28 protein-coding genes, 1 tRNA gene, 2 rRNA genes and 2 pseudogenes (1 of these 33 running past the window's edge) are annotated in these 26986 nt (G+C 61.0%); 14 read left to right on the forward strand and 19 right to left on the reverse strand.

What is annotated here, in order from left to right; all coding sequences use genetic code 11:
- Positions 1-130 precede the first annotated feature (130 nt).
- The gene (locus tag ACOFKS_RS10620; protein ID WP_419809204.1) at positions 131-1306 is read left to right on the forward strand and encodes a hypothetical protein; all 1176 of its coding nucleotides are present in this window, start codon (positions 131-133) and stop codon (positions 1304-1306) included.
- Positions 1307-1820: 514 nt separating this feature from the next.
- A protein-coding gene (locus ACOFKS_RS10625; protein WP_419809205.1) for an IS5 family transposase occupies positions 1821-2578 on the forward strand; the annotation gives its coding sequence in 2 pieces (ribosomal slippage) (positions 1821-2145 and positions 2145-2578; 759 coding nt in all).
- A gap of 32 nt (positions 2579-2610) precedes the next feature.
- Here the strand turns inward: ACOFKS_RS10625 and ACOFKS_RS10630 are convergent.
- From ACOFKS_RS10630 to ACOFKS_RS10650, 5 genes are all read right to left on the reverse strand, one after another.
- A protein-coding gene (locus ACOFKS_RS10630; protein WP_419808598.1) for an IS630 family transposase occupies positions 2611-3557 on the reverse strand; the annotation gives its coding sequence in 2 pieces (ribosomal slippage) (positions 2611-3221 and positions 3221-3557; 948 coding nt in all).
- 280 nt (positions 3558-3837) lie between these two features.
- Entirely contained in the window at positions 3838-4173 is a 336-nt protein-coding gene (locus tag ACOFKS_RS10635; RefSeq protein WP_419809206.1) for a hypothetical protein, read from the reverse strand.
- Positions 4174-4290: 117 nt separating this feature from the next.
- The gene (locus ACOFKS_RS10640) at positions 4291-4461 is read right to left on the reverse strand and encodes a helix-turn-helix transcriptional regulator (protein WP_419809207.1); all 171 of its coding nucleotides are present in this window, start codon (positions 4459-4461) and stop codon (positions 4291-4293) included.
- 100 nt (positions 4462-4561) lie between these two features.
- A complete protein-coding gene (locus ACOFKS_RS10645; protein WP_419809208.1) occupies positions 4562-5173 on the reverse strand; it encodes a hypothetical protein in 612 nt (203 codons plus the stop codon).
- Between the two features lie 292 nt (positions 5174-5465).
- Positions 5466-5750, reverse strand: coding sequence for an HNH endonuclease (locus tag ACOFKS_RS10650; protein ID WP_419809296.1), 285 nt, complete (start codon positions 5748-5750; stop codon positions 5466-5468).
- A gap of 18 nt (positions 5751-5768) precedes the next feature.
- Between ACOFKS_RS10650 and ACOFKS_RS10655 the strand changes: the two genes are divergently transcribed.
- Positions 5769-6218 (forward strand): hypothetical protein, encoded by a 450-nt coding sequence (locus ACOFKS_RS10655; protein ID WP_419809299.1) that lies wholly within the window; start codon positions 5769-5771, stop codon positions 6216-6218.
- Positions 6219-6647: 429 nt separating this feature from the next.
- Here the strand turns inward: ACOFKS_RS10655 and ACOFKS_RS10660 are convergent, their stop codons facing one another.
- Positions 6648-7421, reverse strand: coding sequence for a slipin family protein (locus tag ACOFKS_RS10660; RefSeq protein ID WP_419809209.1), 774 nt, complete (start codon positions 7419-7421; stop codon positions 6648-6650).
- Positions 7422-7681: 260 nt separating this feature from the next.
- Here ACOFKS_RS10660 and ACOFKS_RS10665 point away from each other — a divergent pair, with 260 nt between their 5' ends.
- Positions 7682-8203, forward strand: coding sequence for a DUF1993 domain-containing protein (locus ACOFKS_RS10665; protein ID WP_419809210.1), 522 nt, complete (start codon positions 7682-7684; stop codon positions 8201-8203).
- A gap of 84 nt (positions 8204-8287) precedes the next feature.
- On the opposite strand, the gene ACOFKS_RS10670 is transcribed toward ACOFKS_RS10665, so the two are convergent.
- From ACOFKS_RS10670 to ACOFKS_RS10685, 4 genes are all read right to left on the reverse strand, one after another.
- Positions 8288-9571, reverse strand: coding sequence for an amidohydrolase family protein (locus ACOFKS_RS10670; RefSeq protein WP_419809211.1), 1284 nt, complete (start codon positions 9569-9571; stop codon positions 8288-8290).
- Between the two features lie 98 nt (positions 9572-9669).
- Entirely contained in the window at positions 9670-10383 is a 714-nt protein-coding gene (locus tag ACOFKS_RS10675) for a LytR/AlgR family response regulator transcription factor (protein WP_419809212.1), read from the reverse strand.
- Entirely contained in the window at positions 10380-11492 is a 1113-nt protein-coding gene (locus ACOFKS_RS10680) for a sensor histidine kinase (RefSeq protein WP_419809213.1), read from the reverse strand. Before ACOFKS_RS10680 ends, ACOFKS_RS10675 begins: the two co-directional genes overlap by 4 nt.
- Positions 11493-11671: 179 nt before the next feature.
- Positions 11672-12772 (reverse strand): AI-2E family transporter, encoded by a 1101-nt coding sequence (locus ACOFKS_RS10685; RefSeq protein ID WP_419809214.1) that lies wholly within the window; start codon positions 12770-12772, stop codon positions 11672-11674.
- 207 nt (positions 12773-12979) lie between these two features.
- On the opposite strand from ACOFKS_RS10685, the gene ACOFKS_RS10690 reads away from it, so the two are divergent.
- Positions 12980-13360 carry a RidA family protein gene (locus ACOFKS_RS10690; RefSeq protein ID WP_419809215.1) on the forward strand — a complete coding sequence of 127 codons (381 nt, stop codon included), beginning with the start codon at positions 12980-12982 and terminating at the stop codon, positions 13358-13360.
- A 295-nt stretch (positions 13361-13655) separates the two neighbouring features.
- Here the strand turns inward: ACOFKS_RS10690 and ACOFKS_RS10695 are convergent.
- The 5 genes and pseudogenes from ACOFKS_RS10695 to ACOFKS_RS10715 form a co-directional block, all read right to left on the reverse strand.
- A pseudogene (locus ACOFKS_RS10695) lies at positions 13656-14018 on the reverse strand (DCC1-like thiol-disulfide oxidoreductase family protein).
- Positions 14015-14476, reverse strand: a pseudogene (locus ACOFKS_RS10700) (TspO/MBR family protein). Before ACOFKS_RS10700 ends, ACOFKS_RS10695 begins: the two co-directional pseudogenes overlap by 4 nt.
- A gap of 125 nt (positions 14477-14601) precedes the next feature.
- A complete protein-coding gene (locus ACOFKS_RS10705; RefSeq protein WP_419809216.1) occupies positions 14602-15168 on the reverse strand; it encodes a pyridoxamine 5'-phosphate oxidase family protein in 567 nt (188 codons plus the stop codon).
- Positions 15169-15761: 593 nt separating this feature from the next.
- Positions 15762-16073: a hypothetical protein gene (locus tag ACOFKS_RS10710; RefSeq protein ID WP_419809217.1), complete on the reverse strand. Its 312-nt coding sequence runs from the start codon at positions 16071-16073 to the stop codon at positions 15762-15764.
- Positions 16074-16309: 236 nt separating this feature from the next.
- Entirely contained in the window at positions 16310-16543 is a 234-nt protein-coding gene (locus ACOFKS_RS10715; RefSeq protein ID WP_419809218.1) for a hypothetical protein, read from the reverse strand.
- 232 nt (positions 16544-16775) lie between these two features.
- Here ACOFKS_RS10715 and ACOFKS_RS10720 point away from each other — a divergent pair, with 232 nt between their 5' ends.
- Positions 16776-17234 carry a hypothetical protein gene (locus ACOFKS_RS10720; protein ID WP_419809219.1) on the forward strand — a complete coding sequence of 153 codons (459 nt, stop codon included), beginning with the start codon at positions 16776-16778 and terminating at the stop codon, positions 17232-17234.
- A gap of 331 nt (positions 17235-17565) precedes the next feature.
- On the opposite strand, the gene ACOFKS_RS10725 is transcribed toward ACOFKS_RS10720, so the two are convergent.
- A complete protein-coding gene (locus ACOFKS_RS10725; protein ID WP_419809297.1) occupies positions 17566-18519 on the reverse strand; it encodes a reverse transcriptase domain-containing protein in 954 nt (317 codons plus the stop codon).
- A 1247-nt stretch (positions 18520-19766) separates the two neighbouring features.
- Here ACOFKS_RS10725 and ACOFKS_RS10730 point away from each other — a divergent pair.
- The 8 genes from ACOFKS_RS10730 to ACOFKS_RS10765 are packed head-to-tail and all read left to right on the forward strand — an operon-like array spanning position 19767 to position 25256.
- Entirely contained in the window at positions 19767-20207 is a 441-nt protein-coding gene (locus tag ACOFKS_RS10730; protein WP_419809220.1) for an antitoxin Xre-like helix-turn-helix domain-containing protein, read from the forward strand.
- A gap of 3 nt (positions 20208-20210) precedes the next feature.
- Positions 20211-20900, forward strand: coding sequence for an RES family NAD+ phosphorylase (locus tag ACOFKS_RS10735; RefSeq protein WP_419809221.1), 690 nt, complete (start codon positions 20211-20213; stop codon positions 20898-20900).
- Positions 20900-21829 carry a hypothetical protein gene (locus ACOFKS_RS10740; RefSeq protein WP_419809222.1) on the forward strand — a complete coding sequence of 310 codons (930 nt, stop codon included), beginning with the start codon at positions 20900-20902 and terminating at the stop codon, positions 21827-21829. Before ACOFKS_RS10735 ends, ACOFKS_RS10740 begins: the two co-directional genes overlap by 1 nt.
- Positions 21830-21878: 49 nt before the next feature.
- A complete protein-coding gene (locus tag ACOFKS_RS10745) occupies positions 21879-22418 on the forward strand; it encodes a hypothetical protein (RefSeq protein ID WP_419809223.1) in 540 nt (179 codons plus the stop codon).
- A gap of 56 nt (positions 22419-22474) precedes the next feature.
- A complete protein-coding gene (locus tag ACOFKS_RS10750) occupies positions 22475-23023 on the forward strand; it encodes a hypothetical protein (RefSeq protein ID WP_419809224.1) in 549 nt (182 codons plus the stop codon).
- Entirely contained in the window at positions 23016-23489 is a 474-nt protein-coding gene (locus ACOFKS_RS10755) for a DUF7665 family protein (RefSeq protein WP_419809225.1), read from the forward strand. Before ACOFKS_RS10750 ends, ACOFKS_RS10755 begins: the two co-directional genes overlap by 8 nt.
- Entirely contained in the window at positions 23437-23955 is a 519-nt protein-coding gene (locus ACOFKS_RS10760; protein WP_419809226.1) for a hypothetical protein, read from the forward strand. Before ACOFKS_RS10755 ends, ACOFKS_RS10760 begins: the two co-directional genes overlap by 53 nt.
- Positions 23952-25256: a hypothetical protein gene (locus ACOFKS_RS10765; RefSeq protein WP_419809227.1), complete on the forward strand. Its 1305-nt coding sequence runs from the start codon at positions 23952-23954 to the stop codon at positions 25254-25256. Before ACOFKS_RS10760 ends, ACOFKS_RS10765 begins: the two co-directional genes overlap by 4 nt.
- A gap of 402 nt (positions 25257-25658) precedes the next feature.
- On the opposite strand, the gene ACOFKS_RS10770 is transcribed toward ACOFKS_RS10765, so the two are convergent.
- The 3 genes from ACOFKS_RS10770 to ACOFKS_RS10780 form a co-directional block, all read right to left on the reverse strand.
- A tRNA-Met gene (locus ACOFKS_RS10770) sits at positions 25659-25735 on the reverse strand.
- 89 nt (positions 25736-25824) lie between these two features.
- Positions 25825-25939 (reverse strand): 5S ribosomal RNA (rrf, locus tag ACOFKS_RS10775).
- 142 nt (positions 25940-26081) lie between these two features.
- Positions 26082-26986 (reverse strand): 23S ribosomal RNA (locus ACOFKS_RS10780) (it continues 1887 nt past the right edge of the window).

Consider the following 26986-nt stretch of genomic DNA (forward strand, 5'->3'; position numbering starts at 1 on the left):
GGGTGGCATGCGCGCATGTCCAGCCGGCTTGCCGGTAAAGGCGCATGCGCTCTGTGCAGTGCCAGGGTTACCAACATCCGGCTTCGGCCGTCGCTCCGAGAGGTACATAGGGCGACAGGAGAAGCGGGACATGACAGTCAGGCTCGGTGCTATCGCCAATGACGGCGAGCGCGACGGCTCCCCTGCCCCGCGGTTACTGTCGCTGATCAGCCAGATACGCGCGCGGCTGGAAAGCGGCGCCTACGTTAATGAGGCCGCCATCACGACCGGCGTGGTCAATCCAATCCTCGCCCAAATCGGCTGGGACACCGCCGACCCCCAGCAGCTTGTGCCCGAGTACACCGTCGGAAAGCGCCGCGTGGATCTTGCTCTGCTCGGAGCAGGCCGTAGGCCAGCCGTGTTCATCGAGGTGAAGGGGGTCGGCCGCGCGCTTGATGGCGACCGTCAGCTGTTCGAATACGCGTTCCATGAAGGCGTGCCGCTCTGCATCCTGACCGACGGACGCGAGTGGAGTTTCTATCTGCCTTCCGGACAGGGCAGCTACAATGACCGACGCGTGTATCGGCTTCAGCTGGACGACCGCGATCCGACCGAGTGCGCCCGTGTCCTCACCCGCTACCTTGCTCGCGAACGCGTACTGAACGGCGCTGCGTTCGAAGCAGCCCAGCACGACCACCGCGACGTCGCCGGCCGCAGGACGGCCGCTGCTACTATCCCACTAGCGTGGCAGCAGCTGCTTGCTGGCCCCGAAGACCTGCTAATCGAGCTGATCTCCGATCGAGCCGAAGCGGAAAGCGGCCACAAACCCGCGGTGCTGGACGTGCTCGATTTCCTTCGAAGTTTGCGCTCCGACGTCCCTGCAGCCTCAACCACTGAAAGACGCGTTGTGCCGATCGCCGTTGCTACCGCGCGACCGGCTACCGTTCTGGCTTTAGCTACTGACGACCCAGCCCCCGCCCCCGCCCGCGGATTGCACTATCAACTCTTCGGGAAGTCCCAGTCTGCCGGCAACGCTAATGAGGCCCTGGTCAACATCCTAGCTGCCTTTGCCGCTCGCGATCCGTCCAAACTCGAAGCGCTGGCGCAAGCAGTGCAGGGCCGGAGCCGAAACCACGTCGCCCGCACGACTGCCGAAATATACCCCAGCCGTCCTGACCTGGCACGGGCCGAAGAGTTCGCGCCCGGCTGGCTGGTCGGACTGAACGTCTCCAACCAGCAGAAGATATCGATCCTGCGCACCGCCTGCGACGTGTTTGGGTTGAGCATGCCGGGCGACCTGGTCATCCAGCTGCCCAACGCCACCTGACGCCCTCCGGTCCCTTTATCATCATGGGACCAACCGGCTGCAGCCTGCGCTGCAATAAACTGCAGGTTTGCACCGCCGCCCTCGTCCAGATCTTTCAACGAGCGCGCTCGTGGGTAAGATAGCGGCAGATTGCGGGCTTCCACACGATACAGTCTAAAGACGCCGACCGCCGCTTCTGACGAGACGAGCGACCTTCAGGTTTGTTCTCCGGCCAGCTACCCCCCGGTGAAATTACGGATTTGCATAAAAAAATCCCCAACGCCGGTGTCCGACCTGACCTCCCAGAGTTATACAGCCCCCCACCCCCAAGCTTGCGTTGACCTTTGCTGATGCGTGACGGGGATGCCTGGCCACGCTGCCAGGTGATCGCTTCGGCGATCTCGCCATGTATTGATGTCGCGCGGTCCGCGGACGTTGTGGCTTCACTATGATGATCGATTGTTCTGAGAGCTAGGGTCAGGACCCATTGATGTGAGCGTCGCGATCTGATTCATGCTCCGCGAGGAGACCGTGGATGAGCGACCTGTACTGGCTCACGGATGAGCAGATGGCGCGCCTGCAGCCGTACTTTCCCAAGAGCCACGGCAGGCCGCGGGTCGATGACCGGCGGGTGCTGAGTGGCATCGTCTTCGTCAATCGCAACGGGTTGCGCTGGTGTGACGCACCAAGCGCATATGGTCCGCACAAGACGCTCTACAATCGCTGGAAGCGCTGGGGTGAACGGGGCGTCTTCCTCCGCATGATGGAGGGTCTCGCGGCAGCGGAGGCCGTGCCGAAGACGGTCATGATCGACGCGACCTACCTGAAGGCGCACCGCACGGCATCGAGCCTGCGGGTTAAAAAGGGGGTCTTGGGCGGCTGATCGGCCGCACAAAAGGCGGCATGAACACCAAGCTGCACGCCGTCAGCGATGCAAACGGGCGGCCCTTGAGCTTCTTCATGACCGCCGGGCAGGTCAGCGACTACACCGGCGCGGCAGCCCTGCTCGACGATCTGCCAAAGGCGCAGTGGCTGCTTGGTGACCGCGGCTATGATGCCGACTGGTTCAGGGATGCCTTGGAAGCCAAGGGCATCCAGCCCTGCATCCCAGGTCGGAGATCGCGCAACGAGCCGGTCAGGTACGACAAGCGGCGCTACCGGCGCCGCAGCCGCATCGAGATCATGTTCGGCCGCCTCAAAGACTGGCGCCGCGTCGCCACCCGCTACGACCGATGCCCAACGGTCTTCTTCTCCGCCATCGCCCTCGCTGCCACCATCATCTTCTGGCTATGACCAATGAGTCCTGAGCCTAGAGCGGTTTTCGATCAGTCTGCATCGTAGCCACATGCGGCGAAGTAGTTGGTGCATTCCTGGGGCGAGTAGAGGTCGAGGATGCGGCCGATGGCATTCCAGAGGCCGTGGATGGTGCGCTCGGCGGCTTTGCGGAGGTGGGCCTTCAGCTTGGAGAAGGCCTGCTCGATCGGGTTGAAGTCGGGGCTGTAGGGCGGGAGGAACAGGAGCGTGGCGCCAACGCTTTCGATAGCGGCACGTACTGCCGGCGCCTTGTGGCTCGATAGGTTGTCCATCACGACCACGTCGCCGCGTCCGAGCTCGGGCACGAGGACGCGGGTGACGTAGGTGAGGAACGCATCGGCGTTCATCGGTCCGTCGAGCACCCATGGCGCGACCATGCCGGTGCGGCGCAGGCCGGCGACGAAGGTCGTGGTCTTCCAGTGGCCAAACGGGATGCCGGCGCGCAGGCGCTGGCCCCTCCGGCAGCGACCATGGCGCCGTGCCATGTTGGTGGACGCCCAGGTCTCGTCGATGAAGACCAGCTTGTCGGGGTCGAGATCGAGCTGACCGTCGAACCACTCCTCGCGGCGCTTCAGGACGTCGGGACGATCCTGCTCGGTCGCGTGACCGGTCTTTTTTTGCGCGTGATCCTGTGGCGGGCGAAGAACCGCCACAACGTGGCGATGCTGGTGCTCACGCCGTGCCGGGCCAGCATCGCGCGCAACTCGTCCAGCGTGATGTCGGACTGCCGCTCGATGGCGGCATGGATGAGGGCTGCATGATCCTCGATCTTCGCAGACCGGCGGTCACCGCCCTGCGGCTTGGCGGCAGGTGTGCCATGCTGCATCGTCAGCTGCCGCCACCGGATCGCGCTCGCTGCGCTCACCCCGAACCGCTCAGCCGCAGCCCGGCACGACAGCCCACCATCTACAGCGGCAACCACACGATCCCGCAGATCACGCGACAAAGCTCGACCCATCACCGCCAGCCTCCTTCGCCAGCAGGAAGGCTGAATCAGAAAACCCGTGCCGTGTGAATCCTCAACGATTCAGATCGGCCGAAAACCGCTCTAGCGTGAACACAATAGCGTCGAAGGCTGCTAGCGGTCGATCGACGCCGCGACGACGCCAAGTGCTGAGAGCGCGCGCTTCGCACGCTGCGGCCCTAGAGTTCCGATATAGCAAGGAGCGGGACGCTCAGCGCCCCGCCCTTCTCTATGTACTATGCCAGACTTACAGCATTGCGATTACTGCGAACCTTCACACGCTCTTGGCTACGTGCGGCTGCCCTAACATCGCCAGTACGCGGAACTTTTCTGCGTTGTTAGTCGAGTTGGCAATCCGCAGATATTCGGCACGATCCCTCTCTTGGATTCCCTTTACTGGATTCTGTCCGCCAATCTGGCGGGCACCTTTCGGCCGATCTGGCGCTGGGGTCAGCCCGGTCTGGCTGGCGGCGGTGACGATGAAAGTTATGACCCGGCGACCAAACTCGAAGTGCACCTTGATCTTACCGTTCTTGCGAAGATGGGAAAGGTGTCGCGTGACAGTGCGCTCGCCAAGATTAAAACGCTTCCCAATGCCCTTGTCTGTCATGGTGCAGCGCCCCGTGCGATTGCACAGGCCGCCAAGGCGCCAAAGCAGATTGTCAGCACCAGTGCATCCGGTCTGCTGGTCGCGAGCCCAATCGACTATGCGAAAACTGCCCATGGCTTAGTTTCGCACCAAACGCTCGTAGGCCTCAATATCGTCGATCGAGTAACGGACGCTGCCCCCGATCCGGTGAAACGCGGGGCCGACACCCTTCCAACGCCATGCTTCCAAAGTCCGGTCGGCGATCCCCAGCCGCTCAGCCAGCTCGTTCTGATTCAAAAACTTCTTCATCTGTCTTCTCCCGTCAAAAGTGACGGAGAGCGACATGTCGAATCAGAAGGTGGAGAAAGAGAGTGGAAAAAGGCGTCGGCGTCTGCATTCTGCGATGCGGCTAGCGGCCAGAGGGATATACACGGGGCGGCCGCCCGCTTAGCTTTAGCGGATGTGGGTAACCGAGTTCCCTCCAGATCTCTCGAAAGATATGCTTGTTGAGAGAGCGGCTCTGAATATCACTCCTCGCAAGTGCAAAGGTCTTCGACTCGCTTAACGCCACCCCCCTCTGTTTGAGGCGATGTGCCAACCAAGCCCTCACTTGATCTTCTACCCTACGCCTTTCCTCGTCAGATGAAAGCAATTCAGGAGGTTCAACAATAGGACCAACAAATACTTGAATATCCCGCAGACGGCGAGGCCCAATATCCATCTCGCCAGTCTCAAAATACACTGATGCGCTCTGCAAAGTGTGGAAGTCTAACTCTTCCGATAAACCAGTCTCTTCAGCGATACCCTTTACAGAGCACTCATTCTTGAAAACGGAATCGGCTATCCGGGCCGCAAACTCTCGCTCGAGTGCGCGCCGTTCGAAAAACAATTCCGCGTCCTCTGATCGATCGTAGGGTATATCTCTCAGTGGTCGAATGGATAGATCAGAGAGCTTTTCAAGTGCATCGCGTCCGATATCACGTACCGCAACGTAGCGTTTCCATCTTTCGCTATCGATCACCCACTCTATGTAATTCAATAGTCTCATGGTCTACACCGTTAGTTGTAGTTACTTAGATCAGCTCAGACGACTGGTGATGAGAGGGACAGCATTGTATTCACCAATAAAGCATCCAGACTTTAGCTTCTTCCAAATAATCACTTTGTTACTTTAAAGATGGACTCAAGTTTTATCCTAGCGTCTTTGCGTATATACTCGTTCAGTAGTAGACAACGCTGGAAAAACAGTAACAGTGCAGCGCTTTAGCCGTTTTAATGCCCTGGGTGCACAGATTGCTGGCACTACGCAGCGATCAATTCTCCAGGTTAGCCTCTCGCTCGTTCACTTTCCTCTGCAGTACTGCGTTGAACGCAGAGCGATCCGACGCGTAGTGGGCACGGCGATGGCAATTTGGGCAAATACCCGCGACGTGCCTGGGGTCGTCGGGTCCCCCGTCGCTTAAACGCCGAATGTGATGTGCCTCAAGATATGGCCGCCCTGAAGCGGTAGCGAAGGGAGCAGGGCCTGCGCACCCCTCGCAGACGCCGCCAGCCCGCGCGAGCACGTAATCCCGCACATCACGGCTCCGGACGTACATTGTTGCAGCAGAGGCCGCTTGCTTAGTCTGAGCAGGGGCAGCTGCTATAATTGCACGTGTGCGCAGAGTGACGAGATCTACCTCCGGCTCGGGCTCGACAACCAAGCCATCAGCCTCAAGCTCGGTCTCCCTAAGGGGCACCAGACTGAAGACGATCGCATCTCGCTCCGCGCCAGTGACATCAGGCTGACGCTCTACCTCCCACCCAGCACAAGCGAAAAGCCCAAGAAAGCGGATCGCTCCGCCCTTCCCAAGCTGCTCGAAAAGCAACAAGTCTTTTCCAGCGAGAGAATGATCACGGATTGCGGAATTGCCAGAAGCCATAACCATGTCGCCGACTTGGCCCTGCCCGGTATAACGGAAAGACCCATCCCCCTGGAAGGCATCCTGATAGCCGATGGCGCCACCTCCGTACCCGGTAAAATAAATATGGCGGGCACGTCCTTTGGCGTGACGATGCCGCTTTGACGCTGGCCGCCGAACGCGTCGTGCACGTTTAGGCGCCGATTGTAAGTCTGATGAATCAGGTACGGCCAATGCATGGCAACAGTCTGCTGGCTTGTGCTTCGAGTAGCAACAGCGACCGGTTGAGCACGAACTAGTTCTGGGGGATCATGTGCCGCCCTCGTCGGCCATTCGCGACGGGCAGCCGACTGGCCAATTCCATAGTGACCCACGTGCCGTCGTCCACCCTTGCTTTTCGGCTGCTCAAGTTCGGCCATTCGTTCAGATCCGACCTTTGCCGGGCATCGTCGCTGGTCACCCGAGACCAGCGGAATCGAATTGGGCACTGACGCGCCGGTCCACGGCACCGTCGTCCAGGTGAAGCCCTACGAGCCAAGAGGATCGTCTTTAATGTAATTGCCCCGGTAGAGCCCTACCGGGTCACAGCCACGCTCAGTCGTCGGGAATAACAGGAAGACCGGCGATCTTTTGAGCTGCATGAAGCAGCTCAACCGGCAGCATCGCGATGATCGTACTGTTGTGCTCCACACCGATCTCAGTCAGCGTTTGCAGCCGTCGCAGCTCCAACGCTCCCGGCGCGCTGCCGATCATTGTCGCCGCTTCAGCGAGTTTCTGAGCAGCCTCATTCTCACCCTCTGCCTTGATGATCCGGGCGCGCTTCTCGCGTATCGCTTCCGCCTCACGGGCGATTGCTCGCTGCATCTGCTCTGGGATGTCCACATCCTTGATCTCGACAGCATCGACCTCGATGCCCCAACGACCCGCCGCAGCCGAAAGCAAGTCGAGCAGGCGCTTGTTGATCCCGATCCGATCCTTGAGCATCTGATCGAGATCACTCTGGCCAATCGCGTCGCGCATCCCCGTCTCTGCTGCCTGGACCACCGCAGCTTCGAACCGCTCGACGGACGTCACCACGCGCGCCGGATCGGCCGCTCGATACCAAAGCACGGCATTCACTCGGACGGCAACTCCGTCACGAGTGATGGTCTCCTGCGTCTCCAGTTGGACGGTGACCGTCCGGATATCGACCTTCACAACACGGTCGATCAGTGGGATCAGCCAATACCAGCCGGGCCCCTTGGTAGCGCCCAGGCGGCCCAGTCTGAACAGGACGGCCCGCTGGTACTCTTGGTTCACCCCAAAAGTCTGCGAAGCGATAAAGAGGAGCACGATGACCGGCAGTGTCAGCAGGAAGAGGTACGGCATGGTTCGACCCTACACCCGACCATAGCCATTCGCCATTGCGCTCGGGAAAAGGGTGAACCCATCGCCGCCGAGCCCAGCACCACGGTCGTGCGTCAGGGTAAGTCGCCCAGACGTGAAGACTCAGAAGCTGCCTTCCAGCGAACCTTTGACGCTTCCCGACAGCGGCCATTCGTTCAGCTAGCCGGACACAAGCAGCGTGCTGGATGTTGGCAAACTCGCCCGAGAACCTGCATAGGATCGCAAGCAGCTGGAGCAGCAAAATGTCCTTTTCACTTTACGATGCCGTTGTCCCATCAAATCTCCAGATCCTGAGTGCTCTCGCCAACGTGCTCAAGAAGGCAGAAGTTTTCTGCCAGGACCGCGGGATGCCGCACGCGGAGCTGATTGACGCGCGGCTCGCCCCGGACATGCTCCCGCTCGGTTATCAGATTAAGTCATGCGCCGTGCACTCGATCGGCGGCATCGAAGGTGCACGCGCCGGTAGCTTCTCGCCCGACATGAGCGCCTGGCCAAGAGATTTCGCCGGTTTGCAAGCGGTCCTCCAGCGCGCGAACGCCGAACTCTCCTTACTCGATCGTGACACGGTTGACGCGCTGACCGAATCGGACACGCACTTCGCCTTTGGAGAGGCTAAGCTGCCGTTTACCGGCGCCAACTTCCTGCTCTCGTTTTCTCAGCCCAACTTCTACTTTCATGCCACGACGGCGTACGCGATCTTGCGAGCTCAGGGCGTAACGCTCGGCAAGCGCGACTTCATCGGCATCCCTCGCACCAAGCGATAGCTAGCGCCTACCGTGGCCGGATTGACCCATGAGTAGCCGCTCATGGAGGTTATGCCGGCTCTCAACATCGGCCGCTCGTTCAGATTAGCGAGGCGTCCGATCGACTATGTAGCCGTTCTTCCATATCGTAACGATGCGGCGGGTAGCGGTGATGTCTCGCGTCGGATCGCCGTCAAGCAGCAACATGTCGGCCTTGGAGCCGGGAGCGATCCGGCCGCGATCCGCTGTACCAAAGAACGTCGCTGGTGCCGATGTCGCCGATGCGAGGGCCTGCATGGGCGTTAAGCCGGCTCGAACCAGCAGCGCCAACTCAAGATGGAGCGACGCACCAAACGCCGTGGTCGGGTTGGGAGTATCGGTTCCGGCGATGATCGTCACTCCGGCCCGGGCTAGCCGGCCGGTGTTGGCAGATGCCATGGCGAAGTCCGCCGACCTCTGCCGCTTCCAGACGAGCCCTAGCATGCCCTTCTGTCGCGCCGTCAGATACGGTGCGATGGCAGGGTCGGCCGCAAGCCGACGAGCATCATCTGCGCCTGCCAACCCGGCATAGGTCGCCAGCGTCGCGGTCTGCGCCACGCCCCTGGCCTTCATCGCCGCGATTAGCGCATCGTCGACCGGCGCGTCGCATACGGCATGTTCCAGCGCATCGGCGCCGTTGGAGACCGCGATCCTCGCGTCGGCTAGCTGCTGAATGTGCACCACCACCCGCTTACCGGTCGCCTTCGCGGCGGTCAGGGCCGCCACGAAGCGCTTCGGCGTAAACGCGGGCAGGCTCGCTGAACGGCCAGGCCGGGTGCCGTCGTCCTGCAGCACCTTGATATAGTCGGATCCCGCCGCGACCCTGGCTCTCATGAAGGCGTCGGCATCGTCACCTGGCGCCAGGGTCGGCGGCATGGCCATGCCGGCGGGCATATCCTTGAAAAGCTCCATCGGGTGACCGCCTGGCGGCGTCGCACCGACCCCTGCCGTATAGGTGTCCGCTTCCGCGACCTTGCCGACCGATGCGCGCTGCGCCCGCCAGCGATCGATCGTTGGCCGGTCGGCGATAGAGTACATGTCAAACACGGTGGTCACCCCAAACCGCAACGCGTCCGCCTGCGCGCCGGGAAAGACATGGACGTGCCCATCGATGAGGCCGGGGATCAGCACGCGTCCCTTCGCCTCTACCGTCTCGATCCCCGCTGGCGCCCTCAGCCGACGCGCCATCGCCGCGATACGCCCGTCCGTCACCAGCACATCGCGCACGCCCAGCATGCGGGTGCCGTCGAACACACGCGCGCCGTGGATCAGCACGTTGCCGTCGCGCGCCAGTGCCGGCGTGGCGGTGACCAACGCCGTCAGAAAAATGGAAAGACTCCTCAACTTCATGCCTGCCTCCGTGATGACGGGGCAATACGAAGCCGCCCGGGCTGACGTCGGCAACACCGGTGGCCTGGACCGTGCGACCCATGGCACGAGCCGTGCCGCTACCTGCTGATTGCACCCAATCGTTCTTCCAAAACCGCACGATAGGTGCGGCTGACCGGCATCGCGGCCCCGCTGGCGAGGAGAACATCGCCATCACCGTTCCGGCGCCCATTGATGGCCACAATCTGATCGACCCGCACCACGGCGGAGCGATGGACGCGAACGAAGGCCGGCCCAAGCCGGCCGATGAGCTCCGTGATCGGTGTTCGCAGCAGATGCACTTCATCGCCCGCATGAACGCAGAGATAGTGCCCGGCAGCATCGACGCGGTCGATCGCATCCAGAGCGACGAAGCTGATGCGAGTGCCGTCGCGGATCTCGAGATGGGTTGGTTGGGCTATGTCCACTACATTGCGAGCCGACAATCGCCGAACGCGATCGAGAGCCCGAGCGACGTCTGTCTCGGTCGCCGGCTTGAGCAGATAGTCGAGCGCCTCGACTCCGAACGCAGGCAGCGCGTGCTCCGGAAAGGCCGTCAGGAAGATCAGCGCGGGTCGCGACGGTCCAAGCTGCTCGGCCAGCATCAGCCCCGTGCCGTCGGGCAGTTCAATGTCGAGAAAGGCAAGGTCGGGCTGAAGCGTGTTTGCCTGGGCCAGCCCGTCAGCGAGAGTGGCGGCCTCCCCGATCACGCTAATGTCGTCATGGACCGCCAGCAGCCGGCGCAGTGCCGATCTGGCCAGCGGCGCATCCTCGACGAGCAAGGTCCGGATCATGATGCCGCATCTTCTGATAGAAGCGGCAGGCTAATGCGCGCGACGAACCGGTCGGGTCGCTGGTCCGTCGTCAATTCGCCTCCTCCCCCACTCCATGCGGCCACGCGCTCACGCACGCTTGTGACGCCTGACCCGAGCCCGCGCGACGGGGCGTCGGTGGGGGAGATCGCATTGGCCACCTCGATCGCCAAATGCCCATCCCAGACATTGGCGGTGATCGTCAGCCACGCCCCTTCCGTCAGTCGGGAGAGGGCATGAACGAAGGCATTCTCGACAAGCGGCTGGAGAATGAGCGCTGGCACCTGCGCCACCCACGCTTCCGGCGAGATCGTCAGCCGCACGTCAAGCGGGCCCGGCAGCAGCAGACGGTGAAGTTCGATGTGGTCCTTGGTCAGCGCTACTTCCTCCGCCAGCGTGGCAGCCGCCGCATCGCTGGCGAGCGTCGTGCGCAGAACATCGGCGAGGCGGCTGATCGCAAGCTGCGCCGTTGCCGCATCGCGGTGCGCCAGCTCGCTGATCGCGCTTAAAGCGTTGAACAGGAAATGAGGATTGATCTGCGCGCGCAACGTATCGAGCCGGGCACGGGCCAGCATCCGCTCCCGCTGGCGCGTACGTTCCACCCAGATCAGCGTCTGTCCGATGCCGATGACAGCGCCGTACACTGGAACCGAGAAGAAAGACGTGATCGCCACGCCGGCTGCCAGGCGCGACAGGGACATGGCATGCCGCGGGCCGGACACCCACTCCAACATCCACTCGAACGCCAGGCCTATGGCCGTGATCGTCGGGACTGCGACAGCCCCCACCACGGCGAGCAGCATCAGCGAGCGTCGTGTGCGCCCGATACCGAGCGGCAAGCGGGCACTCAGCCGCAACAATGGCGGTGTGGCTATCGCCCATGGCAGGAAGAAGAGGACCATTGCGCTGATCGTCGCAATCGGTGAACTGCCCTGGCCCTGCGCGGCGCCAATCATCCATACTGCCGGCGCATAGGCCAGCGCCACGACTGCCCATCCGCCTGCGATCGTTCGTGCGCCGGGCTGCAGATCGAGCGGGAGCTTCGCGGCGTGCATGGCAGCTGGTCTGACAGCCGTCACGGCATCGATCAACGGCGTCGATTTTTAGGGTCTAGCGCTGCGGACTGGACCCACTTGCGGCCGTTCAGAGCTTTTAGGCTGGCCCTTGCAAGCCGACGTTCGTTCATCTTGAATTTGCCGGCTCGCTAATGGCACTCCGCTGTTTGACGCCTCCGTGTACGTGCTGCGCGAGACGGCGCTTGAACCTCAGGTTAGCTCTGGCTGGTAACGGAGACCCGCTCGGGTAACCCGCTGGGCTCGCCGATGTCGCCGTCAGCAATCCACTCGCGCCAGATCAGAACCAACGCTGCCATCACCGCAGGCCCGACAAAGAGACCCAGCAGCCCGATCGTTTCGACGCCACCGACGATGCCGATCAAGACCCAAACGAATGGCAGGCGGGTTGCCCCGCCGATCAGGCCTGGGCGGAGGAAATGGTCGATCACGAAGTTGATCGCAAAGCCCAGAATACCGACCACGATCGCTGCGGTCACACTCCCTTTTATGATCAGCAGCAGCACCGCGATCAGCAGCACGGCAATAAGTCCGAACGGCACCACTGATGCGAGACCGGACAGCAATCCCATCAAGATCGGGTGAGGCACTCCGGCTGACGCGTAGATTACCGCCATGATGATGCCCTGCGCCAAGCCGAGCAGGACCAGACCGTCGACCGTCCCCCGGACCGACGCGGCGATCTGTCGACCGAGACGAGGGCCAGCTTCACCGAAAGCTCGTCTCGCACCACGTTCCAGCTGATGAGCGACGGTTTCTCGATCGCGAATGAGGAAGAAGAGCACGACGATCGTAAAGGCGAAGACGACGACGCGCCGGATGACGTTGTGAGTAAGCAGCTGCGATTGCTTGAGGAGCGTATCCATGTCGATGCGACCGAACTGCTCGGACGCGGCTGCGGCGGTAAGAAGATGGGTGTTCCACCATGCAACAATCTCCGCCGAGCCGATCGGCAGCGTCGCGACCCACGCAGGCACCGGAACGCCATCAGCTCGAGCGTGCGCCAGCCATAGGGCTACTCCCTGGGCTTCAATCATGGCCCGGGAGAGGGCGATGACTGCTGGCACGACGACGATCAGCACCACCGCCAGCGTGATCAGGCTTGCAGCAAGCGTTCTGCGGCCGGGCCAGCGAGCGAGTATGCGCCGGCGTAGCGGCTCAACCGCCACGGTCACCACGCCGGCCCAGATGACGGACGGCACGAATGCTGCACCAATCCACAGGGCTCCCAGCGCGATCGCTGCCGCGAGCGCGATCCGAGCGCGCACTTGCGCCGACGCCGTCGTTTCCAAGCTCATCCCCAATGCCTTAGTGTCTCAGTCTCAAGACGATGCCATGTATTCTGAGTATCGATAAAGGGCATATCGTGCTTCGTTGGTCGGCTTCGACGCTCATATAAACCGGCGCCTGTTCATCCTGTTTGAGCAATACGCTAGGCGCCTCTTGATCGAAGCGTGTGCACTGCGCTTCATCCGGGGTGTCGATCCTGCAGACCCGGAGGACGCATGTCTCGGACCATCATCGTCACCGCTGCTGCGCCCGCTGCCCCACCGGCCTACAGCCAGGCCGTGAAAGCCGCAGGGCTGGTGTTCGTGTCGGGCACTGCGCCAATCGATCCAGGCACGGGCAAGATCATTGAGGGATCGGTTCAGGACCAGGTTGCGCAGTGCTTGACGAACATCAGCGCGATCCTTGCCGAAGCGGGCAGCAGCCTCAGTCAAGCCGTCAGTGCTATGTTCATCATCGCTGACGAGGAGGATTTTGCCGGCGCTAACGAAGAATGGCTTAAATGGTTCGATGCTGACCCACCTGCACGGCAGGGTGCGAAGATGCCCGTCCGGATCCCCGGGATGAAAGTGTCAATTGCCATGATTGCGGAAGCTTAATAGCGGGCGCGACCGCGCTCGTCAGGAGGATCAGTAGACCCAAACGTGAACGTTCAGGAGCACCAATGAGGCTCCCAGTGGCGGTCGTTAGTTCACGCTAGCTCTATGAGAGTAGGATCACTTGACAGTCGCAACGAGTCGACACTGGGCGGTCGTTCATTTTGAGCGAGCGGAGGCTGGCGAAGGTATTAGCGACTGACCGCCTTCAATACTCAATGCGCAAGTGGCGATTGCTCCGTGCGGCGAAATCGCGACACGCTCTCCTGGCTCGGATCAACCGGATCGGGGACGATTGTCACTTCGACCATTCCAGCTTGTGGACAACCGCCTGCAACGCCGGACGTGCCCGGAGGAACAGCCGGTAAGCGCGTTCCAGGGCGGCGAGGACGAGGCCGCTGCGGGCCGCCAGACCGATCGGCCGCAGGACCGGTATCGCCCGTCACGTCGCCGCAAAGGCGGCCGCGCCCGACAGCATCGTGCCATCCTCGCGCGCATGAAACCGGGCCAGCAACGCCGCCCGGTCCGCGGGGCAGACGGCGTATAACGCGGCCACGTCGACGAACTCGATCTCGCCACGCCGGTCGAGCCGCCGCATCAGCGCGATCTCACGCCGGCACAGCGGGCACGCGCCGTCGTGCCAGACCGTCAGGACGGTCATGCGGGACTGGCCCCGGCATTGCGCCGCCAGATTTGCTCGGCGAGCAGCGTCGCGAAGCCGAGCCAGGCAACGAACGGCACCGCCGTTGCCGCCGCCGTCCGATCGACCCTTGCTGCCGCAACGACATAGCCCGCACTGGTCGCGACCAACGCGCCGGAGGTCGCCGCGCTTGCGCCGAGGCGGTGCTCTTGGAAGAACAGCTCGGTCTAGCCGCCGACCATGGCGGTGTTGAGCAGCCATAGCCCCACCGCCAGATCGCGACGAACGCCTGATGGTAGCCGTAGCAAGCGGTAGCCACCGACCGCCAGACCGGTCTCGAGCACCGGCCACATCGCCCCGAATGCCGCATCGGGCGGTGTGTACGTGGGTTTGTCGAGCCCTTGATACCAGTGCCTGGTCCGCGGATGCGTGGAGTTGGGGGCATTGCGACGCCCGATCAGCGCGCTAGCGCCAAGCACGGCATCACGATCGCTCCGGCCGCGAGCCGCGACAGGCCGCCGGCCACTTCAGCCGACGCCTTCACGCCTGCCGCGCCGGGGTGGCTCGCGGGGATCATCTCGCGGCGCCTAAGCGCCGCCCAGCCTCAAAGATCAACCTTCACGTCCTCGATGTGGTAGGGATTGCCCGTTACCTTTGCCTTGACGAATGAAAGCACGGACACGACCCCCGCACCCGGGCTGTCCCAGTACTCGGCGCCGTCGGCGTGCACCTTGATCAGGACGATCTCGGGATCTTCTGGGCCGTCCGGAAACCAGGCCTCTATGCCGGCATTCCACAGCTGCTTGGCCTTCTCGACGTCACGTACAACCTCCGCCTCGCCGGTAACTGACACCCACGAGCTTCTGGACGAAAGGGCGACGTTAACGCGCGGCGTGTGGCCGATCTGATCGACCTTGCGGCCACCTTGCTTGGTGAAGAACCACAGGTCGCCATCGAACTCGACCTCCTGCACCGCCATCGGCCGGCTCATCATTTGGCCGTCGTCGGCCATCGTCGTGAACATGCAAACCCGCGTGTCGGCGATGAGCCCAGCAAGCTTGGCAACCTGGTCGTCGGACGATGTGTCAGGAACTTGGGGGGAAGTGCTCACGATGATCTCCGATCGGTTGGCGTGACGTTTGGGAAACACGTCGGCCGCTTCGTTTTTCAACGCCTCGCCAATGGAAACGACCCAGCAATGATGACGATGCAGGTGATCATCGTGACTTCTTTCCAGCCCAGTTCATATCTTGATGCAGACACCAGGTGATTTGCGAACTCGTTACAATTAGATCGCGCAGCCGCACCGTCTTGCGACGCGCGATAGCTGGTCGATGTACTACGCCTTGTAAGGGCTCGAGCCCATAATTGCCGTGTCGGCGAGGACGAGGCTGTAGTCGGTAGCGAGGAGGATCGGGGAATCGAGATAGAGGCGCTTGACCAACCCACCGAACCGCAGGCCACGCACCTCAATCCGACCAGCGTGGCAGCAAAGCGGAGTCGGTGCTCGCCTTCTCGCTGAGTGTGTAGCGCGTGGCTCAGCTCGATCAGTGGCGCCGCGTGCACGTTGCCAATCGGTAAGGCATAGTCGATCAATAACCGGTTACCGCGCGTCGGCGATGGCTAGCGGCATGCCCGTCCCGCCCCTGCCGCGTCAAAAGGATCGTCTGGATTGGCGTCGAGCAACTTGGCCACTGGCAAACTCACTCGAGACAAACCCCCTGAAACGCTCCGTCAGCGCACGTGTGATTGCGTTTCGGGATGCTACGACTCGCTCACGTCAGCGGCCTCAAACTCGCCGAACGCCTGGCGCACCTTGGTGACCATCGCCTCGTCCTCGATGTCGACCGAGACCGTGACCGCGCCGTTCAGAGGTGCGTCGCCCCGCGCCTCTGGGCTTGGGTCGCCCGCGTCGCTGTCCGATCCCGCCTGCTCCTCGCCAACGGTGTTCTCATTGCCGGCGGCGGCGATGAAGATGTCGGTGCGGGCCAGTCCGTGCTCCTGGACCAAGCGCTCGACGGTCATCTCGGCCTCGCGGCGTGTTTCGAAAGTGGCGTTTAAAGTCGTGCCCATCATTATACTCCCTTCCCGCCTGCGGAAGGCCGGGGTTGGAACCAGAACGCACGGAAGCGCATCAGGTCCGTCTTGATTCATTCATTCCGACGACGGCCGCGTCCGATACTCGTGAGCACCCATGCGGTACGACTGGAACCGACGCTTAAGTCTCGGCTACTTTACGGCAGGACGGAATTAAACCTCGAAAGTGTGAGACTGACTCTCCTGAACGCCGTGACCTCCCGTCCGTGGTCCGCTTACTCGGCGCCGCTCGCGGTTACGTCGCCGTTGTCATCCTCGCCCTTGAGAGCGTCCATCCCGGCTTGACCTGAGTTGTCCTTGTCCATCTCTGCCCCAGTCGTCGCACCGCCTACGTCACCTTCGAGCGAGGAGATGCTGGGCGGCGAGATGCCGGCGATCGCCGGATCCATCTGCTCGCCATTCTCACCAACCAGCTTGGTGCCGCCAAAGTTGTCGTCGTTCCCAGACATCGTGCTCTCCTGCTCCGTCGATCAAACGGGGTAGTGCAATGAACACATCACGCAGATCCTAGTCGCATTACAATCTCGACCGGAGATGATCTGCTTGGCTGCTCGTTGCTGATGACGATCGGGCCGGCTCCGTCCAGGTCGACGCGACGAGGCGATTTTTCACCTTGGCGAAGCGACACGGCACCTCTTGCTCCGGCCGGCCGTTGACGTCGAAACCTTAGGAGGGAAAGTGATGAGCGGGACAGAGATGCCAGTCAGCGGTGGCGGAACGTCGAAGGGTGCGCCCGACGGCGTGTCGGGATCGCCCGACGGCGGCAACGTCGGCGGTCGCACCCCAGGAGGCGAGAGCGACGGTGGCGGCTACGACAACCCGCATGCGGGCAAGGAGCCGACCAACAGCGGCTTCATGGGCCATGGCGGCCAAACCGAGATCGGCTATCATGGCGGCGGTCAAGCCGGAGAGCAGGGCGGCGATGCCCCGAACTCTGTGACCGGGTCTGATAGCTCGGACGGCGAGGAGGAGGGTACCGACCCTTGGGCAGCGCCCACCTACGAGCCTCATGCGGTCAGCGCGGGCGGACGGACCTTCGAGGTCGTAGAGACGAACGGCGTCGCTCAAGCGGAGCAACTGGGCAAGGTGGGCACCGACGCTACCTATGAACGCGAACAGGAGAGTCCCGGCTCTGGCTGAAGGTCTCGTGCAAGACCAATCAGTCCAAAGCGGTAAAGAAGACCCAATAGTCGACACTCGCGGGCTCTTTCCGCCTTCCCGACTCCGGTCGTTGGTTCATGTCGCGGGAGCACGGGTCGAACGGCTTGGTTTGGGACATTCCCGACGTTCGCACGCGACATATCGAACGGCAGCTCGTGTCAGAAGCCGACGTTGCACGTCGCCCAACCGACATATCAGACGGACGGAACCTGCGCCGGTTGCAGACCGTAGTGTTTCTGTCGAACACATGCAGATAATTGCCATCGACGACATAACGCGGGGGCGTGCGAAACTGCGCCGTTGGCCGCGCTTAGTAATCGGTCAATGAGTAGTACCGTGGCGGCTCAATGCCTGCCAAACCATATCGCCGATAGTACTTCCGTGCCGCGCGCCATGCTCTTACGAAGCTCGGCAGTGAGGCGTCGTTGGTGATTAATGGATAGTCGTACCATTCTCCGGTGATGACTTGATCCTTGCTCAGACGTGGGGTGGTGACGCCAAAGCTACTTGCCAATATGCGAACCCGCTCGCGCTGGGCGCGTCTGATCACACTTAGCAGCCAGCCGTCCAAAGCCATCAACTGCTGTGGGTTCGTGATAAGCGGGAAGAACCCCATGAGCCCACGCATAAACGGCGGCTTGGTATCATCGTTTAGAAAGCCCGCAACATGGGCTTCTCGAAGACCGCCGTAAATGTACTTACGGACCTCGTTGATGCAGGTCACGAGATCCCAGTCACCGAACCCTGGACCCACTCTGGTAGGGTTGAATGCTCCTCCCGTTCCGCGTCGATGAAGAAAGAGATGTTTATGGATCATACTCGATATCCGAGTTTTTATCCGCTTGATCGACTTGACGGGCATCTCGACGCCACCGGTTGTGATGCTGTGACCCAGATAGTCGATATTTGATATGGTGGTAAGCTGGTCCCCATCATCGGTATCGATAACGAAAGTACGTTTTTCACGCTCGGGGGTTCCTCCAAATAGTAATATACCAGGTGACTTGTTGTAGTTGATCCTGAGACCAGCTGACTTGCAATGGGTTCTGAACGCTCCCGAGATCGCAAGTGCGTCGGAAAAGGAATGCGCAACCGCGACCACGTCATCGGCGAATCGAACAAATGTCCCGTTCAGCTTCTCTAGCGCTAGATCGAGTTCGTGAGCGGCGGCGTTCGATAAGAAAAGGGATAGGGAGCTACCTTGGGGAACTCCTTCCCGCCTAACATCGAAGACGTTATTATTGTAGTTTTGATGTGTGCGTATTCATGTTCAAGAAAAGCGCTGATTGCGTTTCTTTCTGCCTCCGGCAACAAGAATAGCTGCCTTTCAAACAGGATCTTCCTGATGTATGAATGATCGATTGTATCGAAGTACCTAGAGAAGTCGTACTGGACTATATACGATTTTGATGCATCGAGTGACCTGGACAGGTTCAGGATTGCGTCAAATACGTTTTGATCTGGCCGGTAGGCATAGCTCAGTCGTGAGAAAAGACTTAGATTTCGCTTGGTCGCCTTTCGATGGATCACGTTCGCTAGTGCAGAATCCGGGATAGCGAACGCCATAATCTTGCGAGAGGAGCCGTCAGGCTTGGGGAGATCAAACTGGATCGCGGGAACAGGGTGATAGAGATTGTCCTGGAGCTTCCGCCAGATTGTACGACTCAAGAAGCGAGCGTGACGAATGCAATATGTCGGATCGAAGTGCGGATGGTAACTCCACCACGCGGGATCGGCCTCCGAAGGAATACCCGGAACAAGGCCCGTTCTCTTGCGATACCGATCAGCGTTTTTGAACGCACTAGCCCGCTCAATCCTGCGGTTCCTGAGCACGGAACGCGCCTTCCGAATGATGGCTTCTTCAATGAGCTCTTGCAAAATATCCCCCTGTTGCGGAACGCGCCCCCGTGCAGAGCACGGGGGCGGCCACCACAATCGGAGAGTCAGGGTTTCGTTTGCGATTGGCGAACGAGCCTTGCAAAGCTCGACTGCAAAGTAAGCATCCCGACGTGGCTAGTGCGTCCCGCACATCCTTGCAGTTCATAGGCTGAAGGCACGCGAGTCAAGAGCATCGGCTTTTGGATGCGAGGCGAATCTGCCCGACGGCCGAAACGATGTGCGATACCGTCATGCATCAGACCGGCTCGCGCTCCGCCGGCGGTCGGCTATGGCTTAATCCGAGCCGTCCACATCTGCTCTCCCGTCGCACCTTAACGGGCGACAGCCTCTGAGATCACCGCTCGACCCGTTGATCGGCGAGGATGGGCGCGTTGCCGATCATCCACGTTGACAGGCGCTACCGTGAGCATCCGTCGACACCGGACGTCCATCGGAGATGGAAAAAAGGACTGCTTGAGCCGGTGGCGGTCTGGCTAGTTTCCGAGTGCGGGAGTCGCATAGCCGCCATTGATCAGCGCGCAACACTGCGCAGCAGCCCCGCCTGATTGCGCACCATTTGACGATTGATTATTCGTCAGGTGGTGCGTATATGGCTTTTATCAGGAGGCGACCATGGCCGACATCATCAAGCTGGGAGCGCGAGCTCCGCTCACCCCAATAGATGTGCAGACCTTCTCCAAGGGAGAGGACCGTAATCGACTGTCTGGTGTCGCGCTCAAGGCGTTTCGATCTCTCATCGATCAATGGGGCTTGTCCAACTCAGAAGCCGCTGCCCTTTTGGGCGTCAGCGATAGCACATGGGACCGGATCAAACGCGGCGCGTGGGACCAGCCATTATCGCAGGATCAATTGACCCGGGCGTCAGCGACGATCGGTGTCTATAAGGGTCTGCATCTGCTCTTTGCGGACGAAATGGCCGATCGTTGGCCCAAGCTTCCTAATCGCGGGCCGATCTTCCAGCGCGCGTCTCCGATTCAGGCGATGATCGAGGGCGGCATTCCGGTGATGCTTGAAACCCGTCGTTATATCGATGCCGTTCGGGGTGGTCTCTGAACGATGCTGGACGGGCTGACCATTACCCGTGAGGCCCTACCAAGGACGATACGTCTCGTCACGACGGCGCGGTTGCGTCCCCCCGTACTCAGTACGCTGGTTGACGCTGACGAGCTTGCTGCGCTGGCAGAGATCGAAGGCGCGACCAGTAACCGCCTGTTAGCGCAGAACCGCGGTACCGCCGACGTCCAGGCCTATGAACTGGTATACGGGGTTCCGCATGCCGCGTTCATCAACGCCTCATTCACGTACGCCAAGCCGCGTGACGCGAACCGTTTCAACGGGGCTGAGCGCGGTGCATGGTACGCCGCGCTCGATCTCGACACATGCCTTACCGAAGTCCGTCATCATCTGACCGAGGCTTTGACGCAGACGGGCGTTTACGAGGCCGTCGTCGACTATGCCGAGCTTTATGCGAGCTTTGCTGGCGAGTTCGTTGATCTGCGCCCGCACATTGACCACCTCTCCCTCCATCCGGAGAAAGGCATCGGCTATCCCGCTGGGAACGCGCTAGCCGACGCGGCGCGGGCGCGCGGCCTCAACGGTATCATCTACCCCTCGGTCCGCCATGCGGGCGGAACCTGCATAGCAGCGCTCTTTCCGCATTCTGTCCAATCGGTTGCGCAAGGCGACGTGTATCGCATGACCTGGCGCGGCAGACCCGAGCCGATCGTTGAAAAGGTCGCTGGGTGATGGCGACTTATCCCCAGCTCGGCGCCTGCACCCTCGATCTGCCTGACAAATGGGTCGACGCTTGGAAGTTCGAGAGAGCGTTTATGACCTGTGGCGACGCGCTGGGGGCGTCGTACAACACGATCATCATCAAGGTGCCCTCCGGCTGCAAGCTGATGATCGACGTGATCATCCGGCTGCTGAGCTTCTGCAATCAGGCGGTCGCCTGCACCAAGCGGGTCCGGCTTGAGTTCGGCACCGACGGCACTGCAATGGGCTATCTTAACCGCATCGGCTTTTTCGATCATCTGTCACCTGCCGTCGAAGTATCGCCGGCGCGGCCGGCTTATTCGGGTGCGGCAATGCATCGCGGCGGCAATCGCGGTCTCGTCGAGATCGAGCGATTCAGTCGCTCCGCCTCGGTCGATCAAAACCTGGTGCCGCGTCTGGTCGCGGCGGTTGAACGCGGGTGCTCGGCCAGGGCAGACGTCAAGCAGATCGGCGATGCGATGTTCAGCATCTTCGGCGAGCTGATCAAGAATGTGTTCGACCACAGCCAGACCAGCCTTGACGCCTACGCCGCACTCCAGACCTATCCCCAGGGAAACCGCCTTACCGTCGCGGTGTCGGACAGCGGCATCGGCATCATGAGAAGCCTGCGACCGGCCCTAACGGACAGCAAATGGCACAATCTGAGCGATGTCGATCTCGTCGTCGAGATCTTCCGCGAGGGAATTTCGAGCAAGCCCGAGGACAAACGCGGCCTTGGCCTGAAATCGAGCGCTCGGCACGCGATCGGGTTCAGAGCGGATCTCGACGTACGCCTGCTCAACCAACGGGTGCTGCTGAAGCCCTCGAACAACGAATATCAGCCAAATATGGCCTATTCGCAGGAGCAGCTGCCGCTGCTCTGGGGAACACACATCGCTTTTTCGTTCAAGCTGGATTGACAGGTCACGTGCCCTCTGATTAAATGTGTTCAGTTAACGAGAATCAGGTGTGTTTATTCGGCTGATCGACCTCATGGATGGCGCGACGTCAGGCTGGGACCGTGAGCAAGCGGTTCCTGTTGCGGCGAAACTCGTCTCGCATCTGGAGTCGATGTCGGATCAGCGCGTGGCGAAGGTCTCGATGGCTGGTGTAGAGCGTATGGATGCCTCCTTCGCGTCCGAGGCGATCGTTGAGGTCATTGGTCGGTTTCGCAAGTCGAAGGGCGTCTGTCTCGTCGATCTGAGCAACAGGGCAATCCGGCTCAATATCGATTTGGCTGCCGAGCGCATCGGCGTGCCGATCACGGTGTGGAATGGGGCAGAGGTTGCGGTAATTGGTTTGAAGCCTAGCGCAGGGAATCGAGAGCCGCTCGATTATGCCTTGTCCCGGGCGGAGGTTCGGACCGCGACGTTCGCGGACGTGGCAGGGATATCGATCGCGAATGCGAGCACGAAGTTCAAGCAACTGTGGGAGCAAGGATTTCTGATGAGGACCGAAGGCGCAGCCGACAGTGGCGGAGTTGAATTTTTGTACCGTCGTATTGGCTGACATTTTTTTAACCGTCGTTCAGCGGTTTCAGTGAACGAGATTATGGAGTGAAGAGAATGACTGATATCAAGTTGCATGACGGCACGGACGGGCTGGCGTTGGCGAGCAAGCGCGAGCCGCCGGAGATCCACCGGGTTCCCATTCGCTTTGAGGCGCATGACCTCTTTATCGACGTGAAGGCCGACCGAACGATCGAGCACATCCTGACGATCGTTGCGACCGACCATGCTCTGCTGGTCGAGAACCTTTACATCGTCCGCGAAGGCGAAGATGCGCCGCTTGCCTGCGAGCAGCCGATTCATGACGGGCACGAGCGTCGGCATCATGTCCATCATCGCCAGCCGGTGACCGTGACGGTCAACTACCAGGCAGCCTCTCATCACCACGAATTCCGCCGTCACGCGACGCTCGAAGGAGTTCTCGATTGGGCCATCCGCGTGTTCGGCATCGATGCGTCGATGGCGGGCGAATTCGAGTTGACCCGGACGGGCAGCACAGAAGAACTGCCGCTCAGCAACCATGTCGGCCATCTCGCCGGCAAGCATGACGCGCTTGCGCTCGACCTGGTTCGCGGCGACATCGCCAACGGAGGTCACCATGCTTGATCCGGCCGAAGCCCGTGTGCAGGCCGAGCTCGACGACCCCGGCTTCATTGCCGGGGCCCAGGCTGGCCGCTGGCGCATCCACGCGTTCGCGTTCCCACGCCTCGATTTCTACATCGCGGCGACCGAGCCCGACGGCAGGACGGCCGCCTACGGCTTTCGCGGCGATGTCACCAATTTCCCGGCCACGAACCCAATGGTACGTATCTGGGATCTGGTGGCGAACACGCCCCTCAGCGCGCCCTTGCGGCCCAAGGGCAATCAGCGGGTCGCGATCACCTTCCAACAATGGGGCGACGATACCGTCTACCGGCCCTGGGATCGCATGACCGGCCCACACAACAGCAATGCGGTCAATCTGCCGCACCTTGCCTGGCGATCCGATCGCCGACTCCAATTCATTTTCGAGGACATCCATGGCATCCTTAATCTCAACGCTCGCGCGCATCGCCTTCGGGCCGCCGCCTGAGCTCGTCTGCCGGAGCAACGTCTGGCATGCCGGCGTCGCCGAGTTGCGCAGGCGTACGCGTGGAGAGCGGGAAGCAGGAGCCTTCCTACTCGGCCGGCAAGGCAAGTGGCGTGTTATCGAAGAATTCGTCTTCTACGACGATGTCGATCCCCTTTCGCTGGCTACTGGCATTGTCGTCATCGATGGTCGCCGTCTCGGGGCGCTTTGGGCGCATTGCCGGGCCACGGGTCTGAAGGTCGTAGCCGACGTCCATGTCCATCCTGGAGGCTATGGACAGAGCAAGTCCGATCAGGCGAACCCGATCATCGCCGAGGTCGGGCACATCGCGGTGATCCTCCCGGATTTCGCGGGTCGTGCGACGGATCCGGGCGCAATCGGCGTCCATCAATATCTCGGCAACAAGCGATGGCGCGATCGCAGCCGTGAGCGGCGCAACCCCTTTCATGTCGGATGGTGGCCACGATGACATTGATCCGTCAGCTCAGCCGCGTCGCCAAATTGTTGGTCGATGCCGAGGGGATAAGCTTCCCGGAAGCGGAACAGCGCCTGAGCGTGATGACCCTCGAGATAGTGGTGGGACCGAATGCGGCGAGCCCGGCCGGACATGCCGCGGTCCTGACGGCATTCGCGGTCAGCCGGCGAACTTTTCTTGGCGGCGTGCGAGTGACCGGCGATCTCGGCCAGCCCCTGCAATCCTCCCTGTCCTTATGTTGCACGCTCGGCGAAGCGCTGACCGAGATCGGCGCTATGGGCTTCTTCGGGCCAGCGGCGGTCACGATCGGCATCGGCACGACCGGCGAACTTGGTGAAATTCTGGCCTGGTGGGATGGCTGGCGCTCCGGTGTTAGAGCCGAGGATGAAGTTACGCCTGGCATATCGAACAACCCGCTCGCCGGTGTGGCGGCGGGCGCTCACGCAGTGGGTGCAGCCTTTCAAGCGTTGCGTGGGCGTACTTCGCTGCCCGCCGATATTGATCTATGGCCCGGTACCGACGACCCACCCGATTTCGCCGAGGTATTCCTCCCTTCGGCGCTTTGGATTTTTGGCCTCGGCAATCTCGGGCAAGCGTTTTTGTGGAGTCTCGCGGCTCTTCCTTATGCGCCCGGCGCAGGCTGCGCACTGGTCCTGCAGGATTACGACCGGGTCAGCGAGGAGAATTGGGGAACATCGATTCTCGTCCCTGACAATGCCTTCGGGGATCTGAAGACCAGGATGGCGGAACGCTGGATCGAGGCACGGGGGTTTCGGATCGCGCGCGTCGATCGCGCTCTACGCGCTGATCTTCGAGTGGCTGAAGACGAGCCGCGCCTTGCGCTATCCGGGCTAGACAAGGTCGCACCGCGTCGGTTGCTAGTCGATACCGGTTTCGAGGCCATCATCGATGTAGGCCTCGGGCGAACGTCGACCGATTTCGACCGTTACCGGGTGAACGTCTTCGACGCACATCGCAGGATTGATACACATTTCGACGGCGTCGCTGATCCCATTCCAAAGCCTGCCGCCCCGGACCTGCCAGCTTATGCGCGCCTCGAAGCACAGATCGGGCGATGCGGCGCGGCGGAAATCGGCAACGCTAGCGTCGCGGTTCCGTACGTAAGCGCCATCGCGGCGGCAGCAGCGGTTGCGCGGGCGATCGCCATCTGCTCCGGACAGGCCTGTAGCCCAGGCGAAGTCCAGAAGCTGTCGGCTACAGAGCGAAGGGCCGTTGCAGAACCCTACTTGCCGCAGACACGCGGCATTGGTCATTCGAATCGACCGCAACATTAGTTTAGCAACCGGGCTGGTGAATGGCAGACTATTGAGCGAATATCGGCAAGGACGGCAGCGCGTATGGGTCCGGCCGTGCCTTCTCGCCGCAGGGTGAACGAATGGCCGAAGACGCGTCCCCGCGCTCCAAAGCGGTCGGGCCGCTCTCCACCAACATTCACCACGGCGGCGCATGCCCCAGACCCCGGGTCAGGTGACACCGACGCAAGCCGCAACTGATCACGAGCTAATGCCGATCAAGCGGCAACGGATGATCAATCGCAGCGAGCTACTGATATCTTCGCGGGACCCTGCTTCCACGGTGCTTCCACGGTGCTTCCACGGTGTTTCCACGGGTCCCGCGGCAGATGAACGCCGAACGGCAAAGAGCCCGCCAAGTCTTTCGACTTGCGGGCTTTTTGTTGGTTGCGGGGATAGGATTTGAACCTATGACCTTCAGGTTATGAGCCTGACGAGCTACCGGGCTGCTCCACCCCGCGCCAATGACCGCGCACAATCCTCATAACTGGAGGAACGGGCGGAGACTTGTGAATGGGTTCTTCTCTCTTCGCGCCGCACCGGCTGCAATGCCTGGCGACGACCTACTCTTCCATCGCTTGAGCGATAGTACCATCGGCGCAGTCGGGTTTCACGGCCGAGTTCGAGATGGGATCGGGTGGGACACCGACGCTAAGATCACCAGGCAATGAAGCCGGTGCGAATGCCCCAAAAGGAGCGTGCGCGGAGAGAGGTTCTAAATCGATGCGTGCACCAAAGATGTATAATCTGGCGTCGACTGATCATCCAGCCATCACCCAGCCCAAGGCTGACATTGATGGTGGGACTCTCAAGCGCGAATAGGACAATTAGTATCGGTTAGCTCCATGAGTTACCTCACTTCCACATCCGATCTATCAAGGTCGTGGTCTCCGACCGTCCTAAGAAATCTTATCTCGAGGGAGGCTTCCCGCTTAGATGCTTTCAGCGGTTATCCCGTCCATACATAGCTACCCTGCTGCGCTCTTGGCAGAACGACAGGTACACCAGAGGTATGTTCAACCCGGTCCTCTCGTACTAGGGTCAACTCCTCTCAAATTTCGACGCCCACGGCAGATAGGGACCAAACTGTCTCGCGACGTTCTGAACCCAGCTCACGTACCACTTTAATTGGCGAACAGCCAAACCCTTGGGACCTGCTCCAGCCCCAGGATGTGATGAGCCGACATCGAGGTGCCAAACAACCCCGTCGATATGAGCTCTTGGGGGTTATCAGCCTGTTATCCCCGGCGTACCTTTTATCCGTTGAGCGATGGCCCTTCCACAAGGGACCACCGGATCACTATGACCGACTTTCGTCTCTGCTCGACTTGTCAGTCTCGCAGTCAGGCTGGCTTATGCCATTGCACTCTAACAGCCGGTTTCCAACCGGCCTGAGCCAACCTTTGCGCGCCTCCGTTACTCTTTAGGAGGCGACCGCCCCAGTCAAACTACCCGCCACAGAGGGTCCCTGTTCCTGCTTCAAGGAACGAGGTTAGACATCAGAAAACAACAGGGTGGTATTTCACCTATGGCTCCACATCAGCTGGCGCCAATGCTTCAAAGCCTCCCACCTATGCTACACAGTTCCTTCCTAATGCCACTCTGAAGCTGCAGTAAAGGTGCACGGGGTCTTTCCGTCTAACCGCGGGTACTCCGCATCTTCACGGAGAATTCAATTTCGCTGAGCATGTCCTGGAGACAGTGGGGAAGTC

The organism is Sphingomonas sp., assembly GCF_965200135.1.
Taxonomy (GTDB): Bacteria; Pseudomonadota; Alphaproteobacteria; order Sphingomonadales; family Sphingomonadaceae; genus Sphingomonas.

Bases quoted from the DNA above. Each gene is read 5' to 3' on its own strand.
- ACOFKS_RS10735 (WP_419809221.1), top strand. From the start codon at position 20,211: ATGCTGGACGGGCTGACCATTACCCGTGAGGCCCTACCAAGGACGATA.
- ACOFKS_RS10665 (WP_419809210.1), top strand. From the start codon at position 7,682: ATGTCCTTTTCACTTTACGATGCCGTTGTCCCATCAAATCTCCAGATC.
- ACOFKS_RS10715 (WP_419809218.1), bottom strand. From the start codon at position 16,543: ATGTCTGGGAACGACGACAACTTTGGCGGCACCAAGCTGGTTGGTGAG.
- ACOFKS_RS10755 (WP_419809225.1), top strand. From the start codon at position 23,016: ATGCTTGATCCGGCCGAAGCCCGTGTGCAGGCCGAGCTCGACGACCCC.
- ACOFKS_RS10750 (WP_419809224.1), top strand. From the start codon at position 22,475: ATGACTGATATCAAGTTGCATGACGGCACGGACGGGCTGGCGTTGGCG.
- ACOFKS_RS10730 (WP_419809220.1), top strand. From the start codon at position 19,767: ATGGCCGACATCATCAAGCTGGGAGCGCGAGCTCCGCTCACCCCAATA.
- ACOFKS_RS10660 (WP_419809209.1), bottom strand. From the start codon at position 7,421: ATGCCGTACCTCTTCCTGCTGACACTGCCGGTCATCGTGCTCCTCTTT.
- ACOFKS_RS10760 (WP_419809226.1), top strand. From the start codon at position 23,437: ATGGCATCCTTAATCTCAACGCTCGCGCGCATCGCCTTCGGGCCGCCG.
- ACOFKS_RS10635 (WP_419809206.1), bottom strand. From the start codon at position 4,173: ATGACAGACAAGGGCATTGGGAAGCGTTTTAATCTTGGCGAGCGCACT.
- ACOFKS_RS10690 (WP_419809215.1), top strand. From the start codon at position 12,980: ATGTCTCGGACCATCATCGTCACCGCTGCTGCGCCCGCTGCCCCACCG.
- ACOFKS_RS10675 (WP_419809212.1), bottom strand. From the start codon at position 10,383: ATGATCCGGACCTTGCTCGTCGAGGATGCGCCGCTGGCCAGATCGGCA.
- ACOFKS_RS10740 (WP_419809222.1), top strand. From the start codon at position 20,900: ATGGCGACTTATCCCCAGCTCGGCGCCTGCACCCTCGATCTGCCTGAC.
- ACOFKS_RS10710 (WP_419809217.1), bottom strand. From the start codon at position 16,073: ATGATGGGCACGACTTTAAACGCCACTTTCGAAACACGCCGCGAGGCC.
- ACOFKS_RS10685 (WP_419809214.1), bottom strand. From the start codon at position 12,772: ATGAGCTTGGAAACGACGGCGTCGGCGCAAGTGCGCGCTCGGATCGCG.
- ACOFKS_RS10650 (WP_419809296.1), bottom strand. From the start codon at position 5,750: ATGTACGTCCGGAGCCGTGATGTGCGGGATTACGTGCTCGCGCGGGCT.
- ACOFKS_RS10620 (WP_419809204.1), top strand. From the start codon at position 131: ATGACAGTCAGGCTCGGTGCTATCGCCAATGACGGCGAGCGCGACGGC.
- ACOFKS_RS10670 (WP_419809211.1), bottom strand. From the start codon at position 9,571: ATGAAGTTGAGGAGTCTTTCCATTTTTCTGACGGCGTTGGTCACCGCC.
- ACOFKS_RS10765 (WP_419809227.1), top strand. From the start codon at position 23,952: ATGACATTGATCCGTCAGCTCAGCCGCGTCGCCAAATTGTTGGTCGAT.
- ACOFKS_RS10640 (WP_419809207.1), bottom strand. From the start codon at position 4,461: ATGAAGAAGTTTTTGAATCAGAACGAGCTGGCTGAGCGGCTGGGGATC.
- ACOFKS_RS10720 (WP_419809219.1), top strand. From the start codon at position 16,776: ATGAGCGGGACAGAGATGCCAGTCAGCGGTGGCGGAACGTCGAAGGGT.